This window comes from Providencia sp. PROV205 (assembly GCF_028479505.1).
In the GTDB taxonomy this organism is placed as follows: domain Bacteria; phylum Pseudomonadota; class Gammaproteobacteria; order Enterobacterales; family Enterobacteriaceae; genus Providencia; species Providencia huaxiensis.
Window position 1 is genome coordinate 118,656 of the sequence record NZ_JAMPNU010000018.1, and the last position, 17,131, is coordinate 135,786.

8 protein-coding genes are annotated in these 17,131 nt (G+C 35.2%); 4 read left to right on the forward strand and 4 right to left on the reverse strand.

Annotation, left to right across the window (positions count from 1 at the left end; genetic code table 11):
• The first annotated feature begins 96 nt into the window (after positions 1 to 96).
• On the forward strand, positions 97 to 1,506 hold the full coding sequence (locus tag PR800_RS11435) for an aminotransferase-like domain-containing protein (protein ID WP_231068302.1): 1,410 nt from the start codon (positions 97 to 99) through the stop codon (positions 1,504 to 1,506).
• Positions 1,507 to 1,560: 54 nt separating this feature from the next.
• Here PR800_RS11435 and PR800_RS11440 read toward each other — a convergent pair whose 3' ends face one another.
• A complete protein-coding gene (locus tag PR800_RS11440) occupies positions 1,561 to 2,805 on the reverse strand; it encodes an MFS transporter (RefSeq protein ID WP_102138535.1) in 1,245 nt (414 codons plus the stop codon).
• A gap of 530 nt (positions 2,806 to 3,335) precedes the next feature.
• On the opposite strand from PR800_RS11440, the gene PR800_RS11445 reads away from it, so the two are divergent.
• Entirely contained in the window at positions 3,336 to 4,487 is a 1,152-nt protein-coding gene (locus PR800_RS11445; protein WP_272530846.1) for an MFS transporter, read from the forward strand.
• A 53-nt stretch (positions 4,488 to 4,540) separates the two neighbouring features.
• Here PR800_RS11445 and ydeE read toward each other — a convergent pair whose 3' ends face one another.
• Positions 4,541 to 5,728 carry an efflux MFS transporter YdeE gene (gene ydeE / locus PR800_RS11450; RefSeq protein WP_166267421.1) on the reverse strand — a complete coding sequence of 396 codons (1,188 nt, stop codon included), beginning with the start codon at positions 5,726 to 5,728 and terminating at the stop codon, positions 4,541 to 4,543.
• 281 nt (positions 5,729 to 6,009) lie between these two features.
• Complete coding sequence (locus PR800_RS11455; RefSeq protein WP_102138538.1) at positions 6,010 to 6,807, reverse strand: helix-turn-helix transcriptional regulator; 798 nt, start codon at positions 6,805 to 6,807, stop codon at positions 6,010 to 6,012.
• 98 nt (positions 6,808 to 6,905) lie between these two features.
• On the opposite strand from PR800_RS11455, the gene PR800_RS11460 reads away from it, so the two are divergent.
• Entirely contained in the window at positions 6,906 to 8,315 is a 1,410-nt protein-coding gene (locus PR800_RS11460; RefSeq protein ID WP_272530847.1) for an MFS transporter, read from the forward strand.
• A gap of 38 nt (positions 8,316 to 8,353) precedes the next feature.
• On the opposite strand, the gene PR800_RS11465 is transcribed toward PR800_RS11460, so the two are convergent.
• Entirely contained in the window at positions 8,354 to 9,511 is a 1,158-nt protein-coding gene (locus PR800_RS11465) for an iron-containing alcohol dehydrogenase (RefSeq protein WP_272530848.1), read from the reverse strand.
• A gap of 243 nt (positions 9,512 to 9,754) precedes the next feature.
• Between PR800_RS11465 and PR800_RS11470 the strand changes: the two genes are divergently transcribed.
• On the forward strand, positions 9,755 to 17,068 hold the full coding sequence (locus PR800_RS11470; protein ID WP_272530850.1) for a C80 family cysteine peptidase: 7,314 nt from the start codon (positions 9,755 to 9,757) through the stop codon (positions 17,066 to 17,068).
• The last annotated feature ends 63 nt before the right edge of the window (positions 17,069 to 17,131 follow it).

A 17,131-nucleotide genomic window follows, 5' to 3' on the forward strand; every position in this document is an offset into this window, starting at 1 on the left:
AAAAAGTGACAGATTTGTTTTTTTGCAAAATACAGATCAAATTCAGTCATTTTTGTATTACATTATCCTTATGGGAAAATGAGAAGGGTTTATAATGTGTTACTGTACAAACAAATAGCACAAGAACTACAGGAAAAAATTAAACAAGGTGAGTTTCTTAGCGGTGAAAAGATGCCGTCAGTGAGGGATATTGGGCGCACTCATCAAGTCAGCATCACTACTGCACAACTCGCGTACCGTGAGCTGGAACGTTTACAACTGATTTATGCAGTACCTAAATCAGGGTATTTTGTGATACCAGAAAAAACAGAAGCTCTTTTGCCTAAAGTGGCAAATTATATTCAAAAACCTGTCCAAGTTGCTCAATGGAATCCAACAATGGATTTTCTGCGTGTATCTGAGCGGCATGGTGTGACATCATTATCTTGTGCCGTCCCTAATATAGAAGATAAAAGTTTAGAGCCACTATGGCAAGAAATGACCATGGTTGCACGTCGTAAACTTTCCCTAACTCTGGAATATGATAGCTTGCAAGGGCTAGCGTCCTTAAGAGAACAAATTCATTTAATTTCCGATGATAGTCATCTGTTTACGCCTGATGATATTGTGACCACGACGAGTGGTCATCAATCATTATCAATCGCTTTGCAAGCGTGTACACAAGGTAATGATGTTATTGCAGTTGAATCGCCAACATTTCCAGGATTGTTACAAACGTTGTATGGCTTAGGTCGGAAAATTATTGAAATTCCTATTGACCCTGAAACTGGAATAGACCTCGATAGGCTAGAGGAAGCATTCGAACGCTGGGAAGTAAAAGCAGTTGTTGTGACGCCGAGTTGCAATAACCCAATGGGCTGTATCATGCCTGATAATAACAAACAACGTTTATTGAATATTGTTGAAAAATATCATGGAACAGTAATTGAAAATGATTGCCTCGCAGGGTTGGCGTATCAGTATCCAAGGCCTTCGACAATACAATCGCTAGATAACAATGGACATGTAATTTTATGTAGTTCTTTTTCAAAAACGGTTGCACCAGGTACTCGTACGGGGTGGATAATCCCCGGGAGATATAAAGAGAAAGTTCTGCATTTAAAATATTTATCTCACTGCTCTGGTGAGATTTTTATGCAGCAAGTTATGGCGAACTTCTTAAAGGAAGGGCATTATTTTTTGCATTTGCGCCGAATGAGACAGCATTATAGTGAACTACAATGCCAATATAAAGAGTTAGTTGAAACCCATTTTCCTGTTAATACTCGTATTTCGCGGCCACAAGGAGGATTTTCATTGTGGGTTGAACATCTACCGGTTGATAATCGTAAATTACTCGATATTCTACATCGTAATAAAGTCACTGTTCTAACCGGGGAACATTTCTCGACTGGTGGATGTTTCCTTAATCATTTACGAATAAATTATGCGCTTCCATTAATCGCAAGGCGACGCAATGCAATTAAAATATTAGGGGAAGCATTAAAAGTCACAAGTTTAAAATAATATAAAGCCCCTTATTCTGTAAATATGTCTAATGAATAAGGGGGCTATCAGTTGTTAAATAGTCGTTTTTGGTTGGCTATTTTTAGAATAAAACAAGTAAACCAAATAAATAAGAGTGAAGCTAGCCGTGTACCCCGTAAAAATCATCCAGAAAGTTTTCCAATCCACCACGCCATTGACCGTATTTAATTCGATAACCCAACCACATAATACAGCACCTAAAAAAGTACCAAAACCGTTAACTAATGTGGTGAATACTCCTTGAGCTGTTGATCTAAATTCGGGAGCAATTTCTTTTTCCAAAAATAGCGAGCCAGCGATATTAAAGAAATCAAATGCGCAGCCGTATACAACCATGGACAAAAATAAAGCGATGGTACCAATTACAGTGAAATCACCATAGGCAAATAAACCTAATCGTAAAATCCACGCAATCATACTCATGAATAAGATGGTTTCAATTTTGAACTTTTTGAGTAGCAGAGGTAAAAGCAAAATGAAGATGATTTCAGAAAATTGCGATATTGATAAAAAGATAGTGGGATATTCAGAAAAAATAGAGCCTCTAGCTTCGGGCATTAATGCCATATCTTGTAAGAAGGGGACGCCAAAGGTATTGGTAATTTGTAAGACAGATCCCAATAGCATGGCAAAAAATAAGAATACCGCTACTCTTCCTTTTTTAAATAGTAAAATAATATTTTGGCAACTAAAGCTGGATTTTTCTCCTTTTTTCTCAATTTTACAGCTCTGCGTTGAAATAAAGAATACAGAAAAAATACTGAGCACAACCGATGCAATTGCGCCGACATATAATTGATAAAAACTCATTTCCAATTTTAATAAGCTAATTGTCCACATAGCGACAATAAAGCCTACAGTACCGTAAACTCGTATTTTGGGGAAATAGACATCAGAATCGAGTTTCTTGGCACTCAACATTTCAAAAACAATGCTATTACAAACAGAAATAGTTGGCATATAAAACATTAGATGAACTAATGTCATAATAAATAGCAGGGTTATTGAATGACTATGAGCCATAGCGATTAAAAATACAGCAGAAATAATATGTGATGCAACGTAAACAAGCTTTCGGTTATTAATTTTATCTGCAATAAATCCGATGATAATTGGCGAACATAAAGCTGAAATGCCTAATGTACTAAAAATCAGACCAATTTCACCGCCTTTGAAGTGCAATGTATTGAAGAGATAAGACGCGAAAGTAACTAGCCATGATCCCCAGATAAAAAATTGTAGAAATGAAACAAATTTTAACCGAGTCGTGATATTCATGTTTATACACCTTCCGTTAGCTTAAACATGCTTTAATTTAATTATTAAATAAACTGTTCTTTTCAATTCATTTAATAACCAAGTATGGAAGCATCTATCTTGTTATTGTTTGTGCATTATAAAATAGCTAGTGAGAGTTTTTTTTGATATGGAGGCGGATAATCATCGATTAATAGCTGGAGTTAGCCTATTTATATAGGAGATATTACGTATTCAAACACATAGAAATAATAAAATTAGCTATTAATTCTTGTTTCTGTATTCAAAATATCTGAACAATAGATAATATTTATTTAACTTTTTCATAAGTTAGTTGAATTTAATTAACGTTTAAGGTTTAATGGCTGTCTCTTCACGTTTGTCTTCCAGTTTACTGTCTCAACTAATTATCTCAATATTTCCAGTCGTTAAACATCACTTGCTCCCTAGCAACTCATTACCAAAAAACTCTCTCATTTTCTTAAAAAAACGCTATAACCTCAATCATAGCGATGATTGGGAAATTTAATGTATGTCAAAACGAGAATATTATGACCTCCACTCATTACTTACTGCTTTTATCTGCAGTAGCGGTATACCTTGTTGGCACCGCAGAATTCATGTTGTCGGCTATTATATCGCCGTTAGCAATTGTGTTTCATGTTCAGCCCGAACAGATTACTTGGCTGATATCGGCTTATGCTTTGGCCTATACCTTGGCTGCTCCTATTATTGGTTTCTTATCAGATAGAATTGACAGGCGTAAAATTGTGCTCATGGCACTCTTGTTATTATCGCTCGACAGTTTAGCTATCATTTTTGCGCCTAATTTATTGATTGCTCTAGTTTTAAGGGGGCTCGGTGGATTGGCTTCTGCCGCACTTGTTCCCGTTATCTTTGCCCTTGTTGCTGATGTAATTAGTGAAAGTCAACAGGCTATAGCAATGGGGAGTATTATGATGGGAATGACAGTCGGTATTATTACAGGGCCTATCATTGCAGGGGTATTAGTTCAATATTTTGCTTGGTATGCTCCATTTGTATATACCGCAATAGGATGCTTATTGGTATTTATCATAGCGTTATTTACGCTACCGCACTCTCAAAAAACGATCGGAAGAAAATTATCTTTTAAAGCGATTAAGCACGTAGGTATTGTCAGATTCATATTAGCTAAAAGCATATGGAATGGCGTGTCGGTCTGTATGTTTTTGCTTGCAGGTGAAATATTAAGGCAACGATCCTACTTAGAAAGTGTGGAGGTCGGTAGCTTAATGGGATTATTTGGAATTGGGCTATTATGTGGTAATGGCTTAGTTACAAAAATTGAAAAAATTAAAGCATCAAATAATGCAAAACTCGTGGTTATTATTTTAATAATTATGGTTACGATTACCTTATTTCTCAGTGGGTGGCTTTCGTTAATTGGTTATGGATTATGCTTAACTGTTTTAGGGGGGATGTTGGGTCTAGCATCACCGATAAGTACAGCAATGTTAGCAAGAAAAAGCGCAGAGAATAAAGGTTTTATTTTGTCTATATCCGAAAGTGTTAACAACTTGATTTTATTATCTGCATTACCAATCTTTTCTTTACTCTTTGCAAAAAATTATCTTAACGTTTCTATAATCTTGACTATTGTATTATTGAGCGCGGCTATTGTTTTAGTTTTTCCTTCTGGAGAAAGGGCAAAGAAACTATAGATAGGGTATTTTCTCCACTGACAATAGTTTTTCGGTGGAGAAAATGCGAGGGGTCAGACAACTAATAATTGTTTTTTTCTTAGACGCATTCCATTTAACATGGATAGCCAGGCTAAAAATGTAATAAACATAAGAATAATGAAAATAAAATAGGGTGGAAGTTCAGTTAGTACAACTCCTGTTAACATCGGATTAAATGCACCACCAAGTAGCCCTAGAGATTGAGCCGAAAAATAACTGGCCTTCATTCCGTCAGGGGCAATACTATCAATTAACATATATTCTCCAGGGGCATAGATTAACTCACCTAGAGTGAAAATAAAGGCGCCAAGAGCCCAAAGGTATAAATTTTCATGAGAATACATAAAGGTTGCCAATCCTAAAATGAAAAATAGGCTACCTAATGTCATTAATTTTCTTAAATTATCTGGAGTGATCCGTTTGCCGACCGTATATTGCAAAGTTACAACGACAATTGCATTCACAGGTAAAATAACGCCAATAACCACTTGGGCAAAGTCGCTGTTAGCAACGGTAATGGCATACTGCGATATCCAAGTCGTAAAAGTACCGAAAACTAATGAGCCTAAGAAGGTGGATAAAATAAACCATGCTAGGACTTGATCTCTTAGCATAGCGACAGGGTTCCATTTACGGATCTGGCCTTCTTCTAAAGGTATTGGTTTTATGCTTTGCACAAACCTCTGTATAAAGAATATAGGGAAAGCGGCAGAAATTGCAGCTAAATAGAATGGTAAGTTAATGCTATACATTAATAACCAAGTACCAATAGGTGGCCCAACGGTCCAACCTATATTAATGAATGTATAATTTAAGGAAAATATTTTTGCTTTTAATGCAACGGTAAGAGTATCTGCAAAATAGGCTTTTAGTACCGTTGAGAACACGGAATAAGAGCAATTTATTAGCGAAAAGAAAATAATGACGAGAATTGCATTATTAACGATAGGTATTGCAACAAACCCACAAATAAAGGCGATAACTGCAGATAACATGCAGCGTTTTTTGTCAACGCGGTCAGCTAGCATACCAAAGCCCATGCTAAATAAAACACCGACCACCATAGCCATTGACATTGCGACACCGACAATATCAATAGCCATTTTATATTCGCGGGTTAAGTAAATAGCCATAAAGGGCAATGTTGCACCACGCCCAATAGTTAAGAGCAGTGACGATGCAAGTAATGCACTGTTTGATATATTAAATTTAGATAACATGGCTCACAACCTAACTTATTAATTGTTGTTATATATTTGTTTCAAACTATCTGTAAGCTATAAAATACCTAAATTTACAGTGGTGAGATATGGTGATTAATGCTCAAAATTGAAAACGATATTTTGCTGATGCTAATGTACCATTTTCAATTAAATATCTGGAAATATGAAACACCGACAACCTAATTGAATGTTATATGCTAGTGAGTAATTCTACACAATAAAGGAAAAACTTTATTACTCAATTAGGTCAAAAAAGACTCTATCCTTAAAAAATAGCTTTAAAGTTTTTGCTTTTTGGGCATATAAACTAGAAGCCGATTTCCTTTGTCTATATCAAAAGTCAACGAAGTATAGTCATAGTGCTGAGTGCAGTTTTGGTAACTTATTTCACGAATTCCCGTACAAGGTTGATAAATTTCATGTTTATTCCATAAGGTATTAAAGTAATCTGATTTTGAGCTTAAGGTATTAACCAGTTTTTGAATGTGAGGGTTGTTTTTCGTCCGAGCATAGTCGCGTCGGAAACTGGCTAACAATTGTTGTGTGACAAGAGGCCAATTAGGAAAACGAGTTTGGTAGCGTTCATCCATAAACAGCAAATAGAGAAAATTACAATAGTAGGGCTCTGCGCTTGAAAAATGGAAGTATTTATCAGCCAATGCGTTAAAAGCAAGTACATCCCAGTGTAAGTTGAGAACATAACAAAGATAGTCTGAAGGAAAGTCATTTATCATTCGAGTTATTGCGGCAGGAACATGATGTTCAGTCTGGCCAGTCGCTGTGGGTTCTCTATTTTGTGTAAGTAAATAAAGGTGCTGTCGTTCAGCGCTATTTAATAGTAGAGCCTTCGAAAGGTTATCCAAAAATTGGTTAGAAACGCCAATATCTCTACCTTGTTCTAGCCATGTATACCAAGTTAGGCCAACTCCAGCAAGAGCGGCGACTTCTTCACGCCGTAACCCCGAGGTTCTACGCCGAGTGCTTCTAGGTAAGCCGAGTTGTTCAGGTGAAACACTTTCACGTTTATTTTTAAGAAAATCAGCAAGTTCTGGACGAGTTCTTTGTCTATCTTTCATAGTCTATTGCTTTTAGTAATAGTATAAATGGTTAAATTGTATCAGGATAATTAAGCAATTATAGTCCTCGTTTCCTATATTGTCGAAATGAGAAACAGATGAACAAGCATCAAATTATTGCATTGGTGGTCTTATTACTAGCTGGTTTTGTGACAATTTTTGACTTATTTGTTGTTAATGTTGCAATTGTCAGTATTGAAAAATCATTAAATGCAAACTTAACGGAATTAACACTAATTATTGTTGGTTATGAACTAGCATTTGGTTTGTTATTGATAACAGGAGGGAGATTAGGAGACATATATGGCAAAAGAACATTGTATCGACTAGGTATGGTATTTTTTGTTATTTCATCTGCATTATGTGCGGTCGCTCCTACTGCGGGAATTCTAGTGCTCGCGCGTTGTATTCAAGGGTTATCTGCTGCTTTATTATTTCCACAAGTTTATTCCAGTATTCATGTGAATTTTGAAGGAGCACAAGCTAAAAAAGCGTTTGGTTATCTAGGTATGACATTAGGTCTTGCTGCCATCGCTGGGCAGGCTTTAGGGGGCTGGCTGATTACTATGAATGTTCTAGAATTGGGCTGGCGAATGATATTTTTAATTAATATCCCGATTGGTGCTGTAGCTATAGGGCTGTCCCATTACTTATATGAGGGGAAAAAACTGAGTGTTAATTTAGATTGGTATGGCGTTGTACTATCCAGTATAGGAATTGCTATTGTTCTGTTTCCTTTACTGATGTTGCCAATTTGGGGATGGACATGGCTCTGTAGTGGTTTATTACTCATGGGCAGTTTAATTCTGTTACTGTTTATTGTTTGGGAACGAAAGCTGGAACGCGCAAATAAAGTGCCATTATTGAGTATCCAGCTACTTTTTAATAAAGCTTATGTGATTGGTCTATTTACCGTGTTATGTGTTTATGCGACATCATCTGCCTTTCCTTTATTAACATCCATACTATTACAACGTGGGTTTGGCTTAACGCCGTTAGACTCTGGATTGATCTTTGTGCCCGCAAGTATCGGCTTTGTACTATCTTCATTATTAACGCCCAAATGGACTAATTGTTTAGGGGATAAGGTTATTGTGGGCGGGGCAATTGGCTATGGTTTGAGCTATTTGCTATTCATTGGATTACTGTTCATTGTTACTCCAACAACCAATCTAAATATTATTACGCCGGCATTATTTCTTATTGGGTTTACCCAAGGAATGATTATGACCCCTATGTTGAACTTAATTTTATCACGGGTTAATTCAACATTTTCAGGAATGGCATCAGGCGTTATGGCGACATTACAACAAGTCGGGGCTGCTTTAGGGGCAACAGTGGCTTCTGTTATTATGCAATATAGCTTATTGGCTTCTTCATACGAAAATGCTTTTCTGCAGTTAAAAGCATCGGTGATTAATAGTCTGTATTTCAATATGGTTATGGCATCATGTGCAGGATTATTATTATGGTGCTTAGTTAACAATAACAAAAAATTAAAAGTGTAGGGGAAAGGAGCAGTATCAATTGCTCCTTTAATATCAGATTACAGTGTAGCCGTATATACACGACGGCTAACCTCTAAGTCAATATCTTGGTGCTCGCCTAATTTCACCATATCATGTGCAGCCAAGCTATTGATTAATGGTTCAATAACATCTTGAGTCAGCTGGTAGTCACTAAAACGTGTGCCTACTTGCATTTTTTCAAAGAATGCTCGAGTTAACTCGATAGATTTTAATGCTTTCTCTTGCTCTGAACCAGATGTAATTCCCCAAACTCGTTCAGCATATTGTGCTAACTTAGCTTGTTTCTGTGGTAATCTTTCGGCCAACATAGATGGCAGAACAATAGCGAGTGTTTGTGCATGATCCAAACCATACAGCACAGTGATTTCATGGCCTAACATATGTGTAGACCAGTCTTGTGGAACACCAACACCGATTAAACCATTTAAAGCCAACGTAGCCGTCCACATTAAATTGGCACGAATATCATAATCTTTTGGTGTCTCAAGAGCTTTAGGGCCAATTTCTATTAATGTTTTTAATAAACCTTCTGCAAATGCATCTTGAACGTAGGCATTCACTGGATAAGTTAAATATTGTTCAATAACATGAACGAAAGCGTCAACAACGCCATTACTGATTTGGCGAGTCGGTAAAGTATAGGTTTTTACTGGGTCAAGAATAGAGAATTGAGGAAATACATGGTCGCTCATAAAAGCAAGTTTAGAATGCAGTTCTTCACGAGTGATCACAGAACCTTTGTTCATTTCAGAACCTGTAGCAGGTAATGTTAATACTGTACCAAAAGGCAGCGCAGTTTTTATGGTCGCACCTCTGTTTGTGACTACTTCCCATTTATCGCCTGGATAATTTACCGCAGCAGCGACAAATTTAACGCCATCAATGACGGAACCGCCACCCACAGCTAGTAAAAAATCAAAGCCTTCTTTTTCAATTTTATCGACAGCTTTGATCAAGGTTTCATAGCGAGGATTAGCCTCAATCCCACCAAAATGGTCGAATGTTCGAGACCCTAAAGCTTGCTCAACTTCGCTTAAGGTTCCTGTTTTTCTTGCACTTTCACCGCCAAATAAAATAAGAACCTTAGCATTTTTAGGGACAACTCGGTCAAGTTCGCTGATTTTACCTTCACCAAAAATGATACGAGTGGGGTTATAAAATTCGAAATTGTTCATATATGGCCCTCGTAGAAAGTAGAAGTGAATCTAAATAATTACATGCATATAATTACAAGTAAACATAATACAACCTAAATGATTGCACATCATATCGATTTAATGGTTTATATTTCAATAGAGAAATTATCTTGATCATTGTTAATTGTAGTTAATCTTAATTGTTTTTTTTTATATTTTACTGATGTGGCAATCTTGTTAAGTTGAAGGTGGGCTTTAATTTGACATGGACAGAAAATTCAGATGATAAATATAAATGATAAGAAAATTAATTATAAAATAATTAATAAAGATTTGATATTTTTAACGGAACATATAGATGGTAGGCCATTAGTAGGGGAACAATCTTCTGAACTTAACAATATATCTAATTGGTTTAATCCTATAGATGAATTTACAAGGCTTAAAATTGCTCATCATTCAATGAGTAAGCCAACAAATGACTCTACACATGATTATCACGTTTTGATTCAAATAGGAGGTGATGACACTGCGGCTAAATCAACGGGTCGATTATTAGCGAAATTTCCTAATAATTCACTTGTAATACAGTTTGATATTGCAAATGAACAATGGAAGGTACTACATGGTGACTTAGAAACTAAAATTAAAGGGAAAATACGTTGGGCGGTTATTGGCCATGGGCAGTATAAAGGACGTAACCAGCAAAGTTATTTTGAAGGGTACCAAGCATACCAACTTATTGCAGGGCTGAAGTATCTTAAAAGTCATGTGTTAAAAGCATACCCACCGAGTAAGATTGTTTTAGCCGGCTGCCAATTAGGCCGTGGGGGCGTAAATGAAAATTTTGTTTTTAGGGCAAGTGTTGAATTAGCTAAACAGGGAATATACCTTCCAGTCGTGGGGTATAATAGGCCTATCGGTGTCACGAGTGGCAGTAAAAAAATAACGTGGCCATATGATTTAACTGGAGAAAAGCAATCTACTAAAAATTGGCGGTTAGAAATTAATTTTAACCAAACTGACCAACAAGCCTATATTAATGGCAAGCATGCTAGTTTATATTTTATCGATGAGTTAAGAAGTGGTGAGCTAGACGTTTGGCAGTTAATAAAAGATTACCACTCTACTGCAATGGATATTTTTAGGGATCCAAACAATGAGTATAAAATCGACATTGATTTGATTAAGAAAGTGGCTTTTAACCATGATGCATACGCTATTTTTAAAAATAAATTAAACACGAAAGGCATTCTATTTAATAGTGATTTTAGACGTGAAATACTTCGTGAATATGAGAATGTTGGAATATTAGAAGCACCATTATGGTTAATGATCAATAAAGACAATGTGAATGTTAACTCGCAAAAAAATAACGATAATATCAAAATCATTATTCGAACAGGAAGGGGGATTGTAGGGAAAAAATATACGGAAGATCTACTGAAGGATTTCCCGAATAGCACACTGTTGTTTCAGTTAAATCCGAATACAATGGAGTTTTTCTTAGAGCATGGTGACATAGAGCAGTTACTCAAGGCACCCAAACAACAGTGGATATTAATAGATAATCTTCATCCTGAACCTGGTTATGTACAAAACTATGCTAACTCGTTAAATGTATTAAGATTAAGATATGGTTTTAAAATGCCAGAAAGCATTTCACTGTATTTAACCGATAAAAAATCATTATTAACTAAAGATGAGAAAATAAGTTTTTTTGATGATTTAAAAAGTAAACTAAAAACAAATGGAATATATTCAAAAGTCTTTTTAGAGAATAATTTTGAAACAAGACATAAAATAAGAGCATTACTTGAGGATATTAGCATAGGTAATTTGCTAATAGAAAACATTGATATAAGTAAAAACCTTTATTTAAAAGGACACTTTACATTCCAAGATGGGAGTATTGATAAAGATAAATTAAAAGTTGCAGCATATGACCCGATCATCAGCAAAAGAATTAACAAAATATGTGATGCTGAGAATGAAAACTATTTTTCCCAGATGTGGGATTCAATTTTTTCTGATGATGGCACTACTGGGATTAAGCAACAGGTTATTGAAGTAAAGGAAATTTTGGCATTTTTAAGTCACCAGCCTGAAAAAATAAATTACCTAAGTAAGCAGTCTGTAAGCCGTTTGTCTGAGTTATTCCCAAGTGGACAAGGTTATAATCATGCAGAAGTTTTGAAATTAGTTCAAGACCCAATAAAGTTAAAAGAATATAATCAACATATTGAAGACTTTTTAATTATCTATATAGATATTGAAATGCCATTTGCAGATAAAAAATCATTAAGAAAAGAGTTTGAATTAATTATTGATTTAAATGAAAAAATAAAATCCAATTATGCAGCACTCTCTCAGTTATCATTTAAAGACGGGTTCGACATTACACTCAACAAATTACCAGTTGAGATACATTATTTTGAAGGACTCTATTTTTTACATCTTTTAAAATATAGTAATTTAACTAATGAACAACGTTTACAATTTAATGATAAATTAGAGGTTTTAACGAAACTAACACGTAAAAAAGAATTGGATAATATTACCAGTAATGAGCTGAAATTACTCAATCGGTTTGATGAGATATATCAATTTAATTCTGATTTATTAGGCGCTGTTTCTAATGAAATAAACGAGCAATCTCACATAGTCTTATTTGAAAATATAGGGAACAATCAAATCATCACGTTTCAAAGTGATGAAGAAATATATACAATTACAAGCTACTCGTGCGATGATAAGTACTTTCTGACTTTATCCGATACGACAGGTGTCGAGCTGATTATTAGTCATTCAGAATTTAGCCAAGCAAAGCAACACTTATTTAATATTTTCAATGAATATATTAACCAAGAAATAATCAAAGAGGATGGTACAGCGTCCACAAGAGGAAGTATTGCAGGATTTAAACATGAAGTAGGCGAAGCCCTGTTTGGCGAAGTGAAATCTATAAATACAAAGAGTGAAGCATACCAAAGTATGCAGAAAAATATAATGAGTGAGCTAGATGTCGTTTTCAGGTTATCAGAAATATCAGTGACTGATAACTCGGAAATTATTTTTGGCGAGCAGGTCACCTCATTGAAAACGCTTAGAGATATTGGGGCTACGATAGATAACGAGCCATTAGATTTTAAACATACTAAGCTCGCAAACTGGGAGGATAATGTTAAATTTAATCCTGATAAATTAGTATTTCAGTTAGCCTTTTTAACTGGCAATGAAAAGGATATTAATTTAATTAAAATGCTAAATAAGAGCTTACAAGATGATCAAATAGCAAGACGAATTGATGGTAATTCAATGCTCCAACCAAGGGCCGTACTACAAGAACAATTCCAGATTATTCAGAAATTACAATTTGATGATTGGGCGAATATGGAGACAGCCATGGAAGATTTACGGCGTGTCGGTGCTAAATTACCAGTCTATGCCAGAATGGCTAATCATTTCGGACAAGGAGTTGGTTCTACAGGAATATTTTTGACGATCAATTCTGTCTATCAGTTGATAGATGAATTAGATAATCCTAATTTATCAGAGAAAGAAAAGCGAGAAATACAGAGAAATCTTGATCTAGCCTGTGCAAATGCATTTTTTAATTATGGAGATATGGTCTTACAACCTATTTTACTTAAGCTAGCTTATAAACAAGCTGGCTCATTTAATGTGTCATCGAAAATTACGGCTCGTATTACAATTATATTTAACTTAATTGGAATGGGTCTAGATGTATATCAAGCTTGTGAAGCATTCGAACAGCTAGATAAAGTTACAAATGATAAAGATCGGCAAGATTTAATTGTGAATGGTTCATTGTCAATTGCCAACATCGCTGTGGGTGGTGTAACTATGATTGGTATAATCATTGGTTCATCTGCAATACCCGTTGTTGGTTTAATTGTTGCGGGTTCCTTATTAATTGGAGGGATGGTATATACAGGTATTCGCGCAGTAGAAAAAATTGAAGAGGAACTCGGTGAGTCTCTAGACTGGGATGAAAAAGCTAGAGAAGGTATTCGTGCCGCACTTGGTTTTCCCCCTTCAGACAATATATTAAATCGATTTAGTTATAAACAGCATTTAACTTACTTTAAAAATATAAATTGGCAACAAGATTTAGATACTTTCAAGTCATCATTTTTATATCAGGGTTTTGATGAACACTTGCAATTGGTTGGTAAACCGATCCTTGAGGAACACATAAAGCATTATATTTATTATAGAGATAATTCAAGAATAATTAATAGTATAGAATTTTCTGATTCGGATCACAGTGTATTTCTTCGTCATATATATAGTGATGAAATTGGGCCTTACTATACTATCGAGCAAATTAATTTTATTCGGGAAAATTATCATTATGATCCTCAAGATAATCGCTGGATAAAAAGCACTCAACCTCAAAGCATTAATGAACTGAATTTTAATTATCGTTTTAGGCTTGTGAATAAAAAGGCTCCTATCGATTATAAAGACATTGGTGAGGAGGTTGCCAACGATATTATTGTGCTTAACCCTGAATATGATAGTTCATTATTAAAAGAGTTCTTACATAAAAATAACTTGGGTACGTCTTATAGGCTAAAAAAAAGGCAGTCAGTTGCTACACAATTAAGTTCTTTATCGGCATCAGAATTACGATTATTTCAAGCCAGAAATAATTACACCAATATTACTCATCCAGATATTAATAGCAATATTGCAGTACATAGGCTAGGGAGTGAATTTTTAAATCAACCTATTGATATTGCAAGGGAGTTGTTGAGTGAGAGCCCTAGGGTTATTTATGAAGGTATGCAAAATATTGGTTATCGATATGAAAAAGAAGCAAAGCAAAAAAACATTAGTTTTAACCCAGGAAATGGGACAGATATTATCGTTGGGAAAAAAAATTCAAGGAATTTGTTTAACATCAATACAGGGCATAAATTTCTAGTCGGAGGAGAAATGGATGACATTACAAACTTGTCCTTGTTATTTAAGTATGATGTTCAAGAAAACAAAGATATTTATTTTGATGGTAACGGCGGCAGTAATGGCATAATTATTAAAGATATTCCATCTAAGTGTAAAATTGATATCAATTTGAGCAATGAGACATCAGAAGTAGCGTTAATAAATCATGGCGTTAAGCGGATACATCTACGTAATGTTCATGATGTGATGCTAATTGGGGATAGAACTACGAAAGCAGAACTATTAGGCAATAAAGAACCCAACACATTGGATGCTGGGGCAACAATTGCCTTTATTCAAGGTCTGGAGGGAGATGACCAGTTAATATTTGAATCTGGAATAGTTAATGGTGGCGAAGGGGATGATAGTTATTTTCTACGTCGTGTTGATTGGTACAATGAGCAAGATGAATTAAATAATAACTTATTAGAGCTATCTGCTGTAATTATTGAAAATACTCAAAGCCAAAGCAGAGTAAACTTAGGGTATACATTAAACGAAATCAAGGGGGTGTGTATCTCTGGTAATGACCTCATCTTAGCTATTGAAATGAAATTAGCGGAGTCAGAAACCAAAAAATTAATATTGAATGTTACTTTAAAAAACATGTATAAACGCCATAGTAATGGTAGAGAGATTGTTCATCGCTATCAATTACATACACGGGACGGGTTTGTATTAAATACTAAATTAAATGATTTAGACTCAAGTGCTTCACATATTATCAGTGAAAATATTTTCAACATTACTTATCAAAAGGGCGTTGCTACTACAATGAGTATTGATGAGAGTGAAAAAACGATTTCAGTTGATAATAAAATACACCATCAACCCCTATGGGGAGATTTTAAATTTCATGGGTTAGTAAGTAAGCTAGAATATGAGGGAAGCAGTAGTGGTGACTATCTATTAATGGTAAGTAGAAACAGCCATGTTATGATTACTAAAGGGAAAGATATTTATCAGGTTAGCCCAGATCAAATTTTTAAAGGTAAAATAACGTTTGATTTTTTAAATATTAAACCAGAAATGAAAGATGATTTTGATGTGCTAATTTTGTTACCTTATGAGAATGGGTTTAATATTAAGGCATTAGGGACATCAATATTTTTATATGATAAGTTCAGTAATGAAAAACTTGAAATTAATCTTATTAATTTATCATTTCCAATGAGTAAAGACATTTACATTAAAGATGGTCATGGAAGTCTATTTAAAATAAAAGTGGGGCAAGAGTTTCATGATGTAGAGGCCGTTGAATGTTTGGAGTTACCCACGGAAAGGGATGATTATATGAAAATCCCTAAGGGATATAATTCCCGCTATCCTATTTTAGATACAAACAATGGTGATGACCTCATTGAAGATAATAGCATGACAGGAAATATCATAAATTCAGGTGATGGTAATGATATTGTAATTGCCAATGGAGGGGCGAATGTTTTGTATGGGGGAAACGGTAATGATTATGTATATGGTGGTGAAAAGAGCGATCTGATTCTATCTGATTTAGGTAATGATAAACTTGATGGACAAGGAGGTGGGGATCATTATTTAATCGATGGAAGTAAAGGCCTCGGTAATACAGAGATAGTAGACCAAGTTGGATTTAATCGTATTCATTTATTTAACTTTAGAACAGAGTATAAGGTCATAAATCAACGAGAAGAGACTTACCATCTTTATACATCGGAATCTAATTTGCGGACAGTCAAAGTAAAAATCCCCCAAGATAATAAAAATAACAATAATCAAGTTTATCACCACCAGCGATTACCCTCACATATGCCAATCCATATTCATAATGATGGTATGGCTCATTTAGTTCGCTACCTTGCTGAACAGCGCCAATATAAAACAGAATTAGCGCCCGAGCAGATTTGGCACCCTATGGATGAATTTAAACATTTTTCTAACGAGCTAAGTTTTTCATCAATTATTGATACAGAGGCAAAGAATATACATATTAGTGAGAATGCACCATTTAGGCGTTTGTTTATTCGGACAAGTGGTTCAGAGCAAAAAATTTGGGATAGAAGTGGAGTTGGACGAGTATTTAAAGGGCAAGCAGTCACAGGAGCTATTTCAATACCAGATGGTATTGAGGGGAATAATGTTCTTTATGCGTCAACAAGTGATACCAATTTATATGGTGGTGAAGGAAATGATGTTTTCATCTCCAATGGTTCAAATGGGTTGTTAACAGATGCCAGTGGGAAAAATAGCTTTATTATTAATGGTGAAATTGTCGGTTGGAATTCGCTGTATAGCCTTGGCGGTGAAAACACGATTTACCTCATTAATTTTAATAAGGACGTCACTCGAGAAGAACCTGATCACCGGAGTAATGCAACTCGATATATTTATACTTCAGAGCAGGGACGCAGCGTGAAAATATTTCAGTATCCGAATACGATAGCGCCTACTGTTGTTCATGTGCAATCTTTAGAGGGGTTAGATGCGCATTCAACCCAACAAAAATTGGATCATCTAGTGGAGTCGTTAGCTGCATTGCGTTTACAAGATGAAGAAAACGGTATTGGTATGCAGGATATTGAACATTTACAGGTGGATTGGGCCCCTGTTAACCTTGTGGATAATTACATGAAAAAAGTAAGTTAGAGAGGCGAGGTAAACCACAAAACTTAAAAATATAGGGAGTTTTGTGGTTTTTAAGTCATTATT

Bases quoted from the DNA above. Each gene is read 5' to 3' on its own strand.
- PR800_RS11440 (WP_102138535.1), bottom strand. From the start codon at position 2,805: ATGAATATCACGACTCGGTTAAAATTTGTTTCATTTCTACAATTTTTT.
- PR800_RS11445 (WP_272530846.1), top strand. From the start codon at position 3,336: ATGACCTCCACTCATTACTTACTGCTTTTATCTGCAGTAGCGGTATAC.
- ydeE (WP_166267421.1), bottom strand. From the start codon at position 5,728: ATGTTATCTAAATTTAATATATCAAACAGTGCATTACTTGCATCGTCA.
- PR800_RS11455 (WP_102138538.1), bottom strand. From the start codon at position 6,807: ATGAAAGATAGACAAAGAACTCGTCCAGAACTTGCTGATTTTCTTAAA.
- PR800_RS11460 (WP_272530847.1), top strand. From the start codon at position 6,906: ATGAACAAGCATCAAATTATTGCATTGGTGGTCTTATTACTAGCTGGT.
- PR800_RS11465 (WP_272530848.1), bottom strand. From the start codon at position 9,511: ATGAACAATTTCGAATTTTATAACCCCACTCGTATCATTTTTGGTGAA.
- PR800_RS11470 (WP_272530850.1), top strand. From the start codon at position 9,755: ATGATAAATATAAATGATAAGAAAATTAATTATAAAATAATTAATAAA.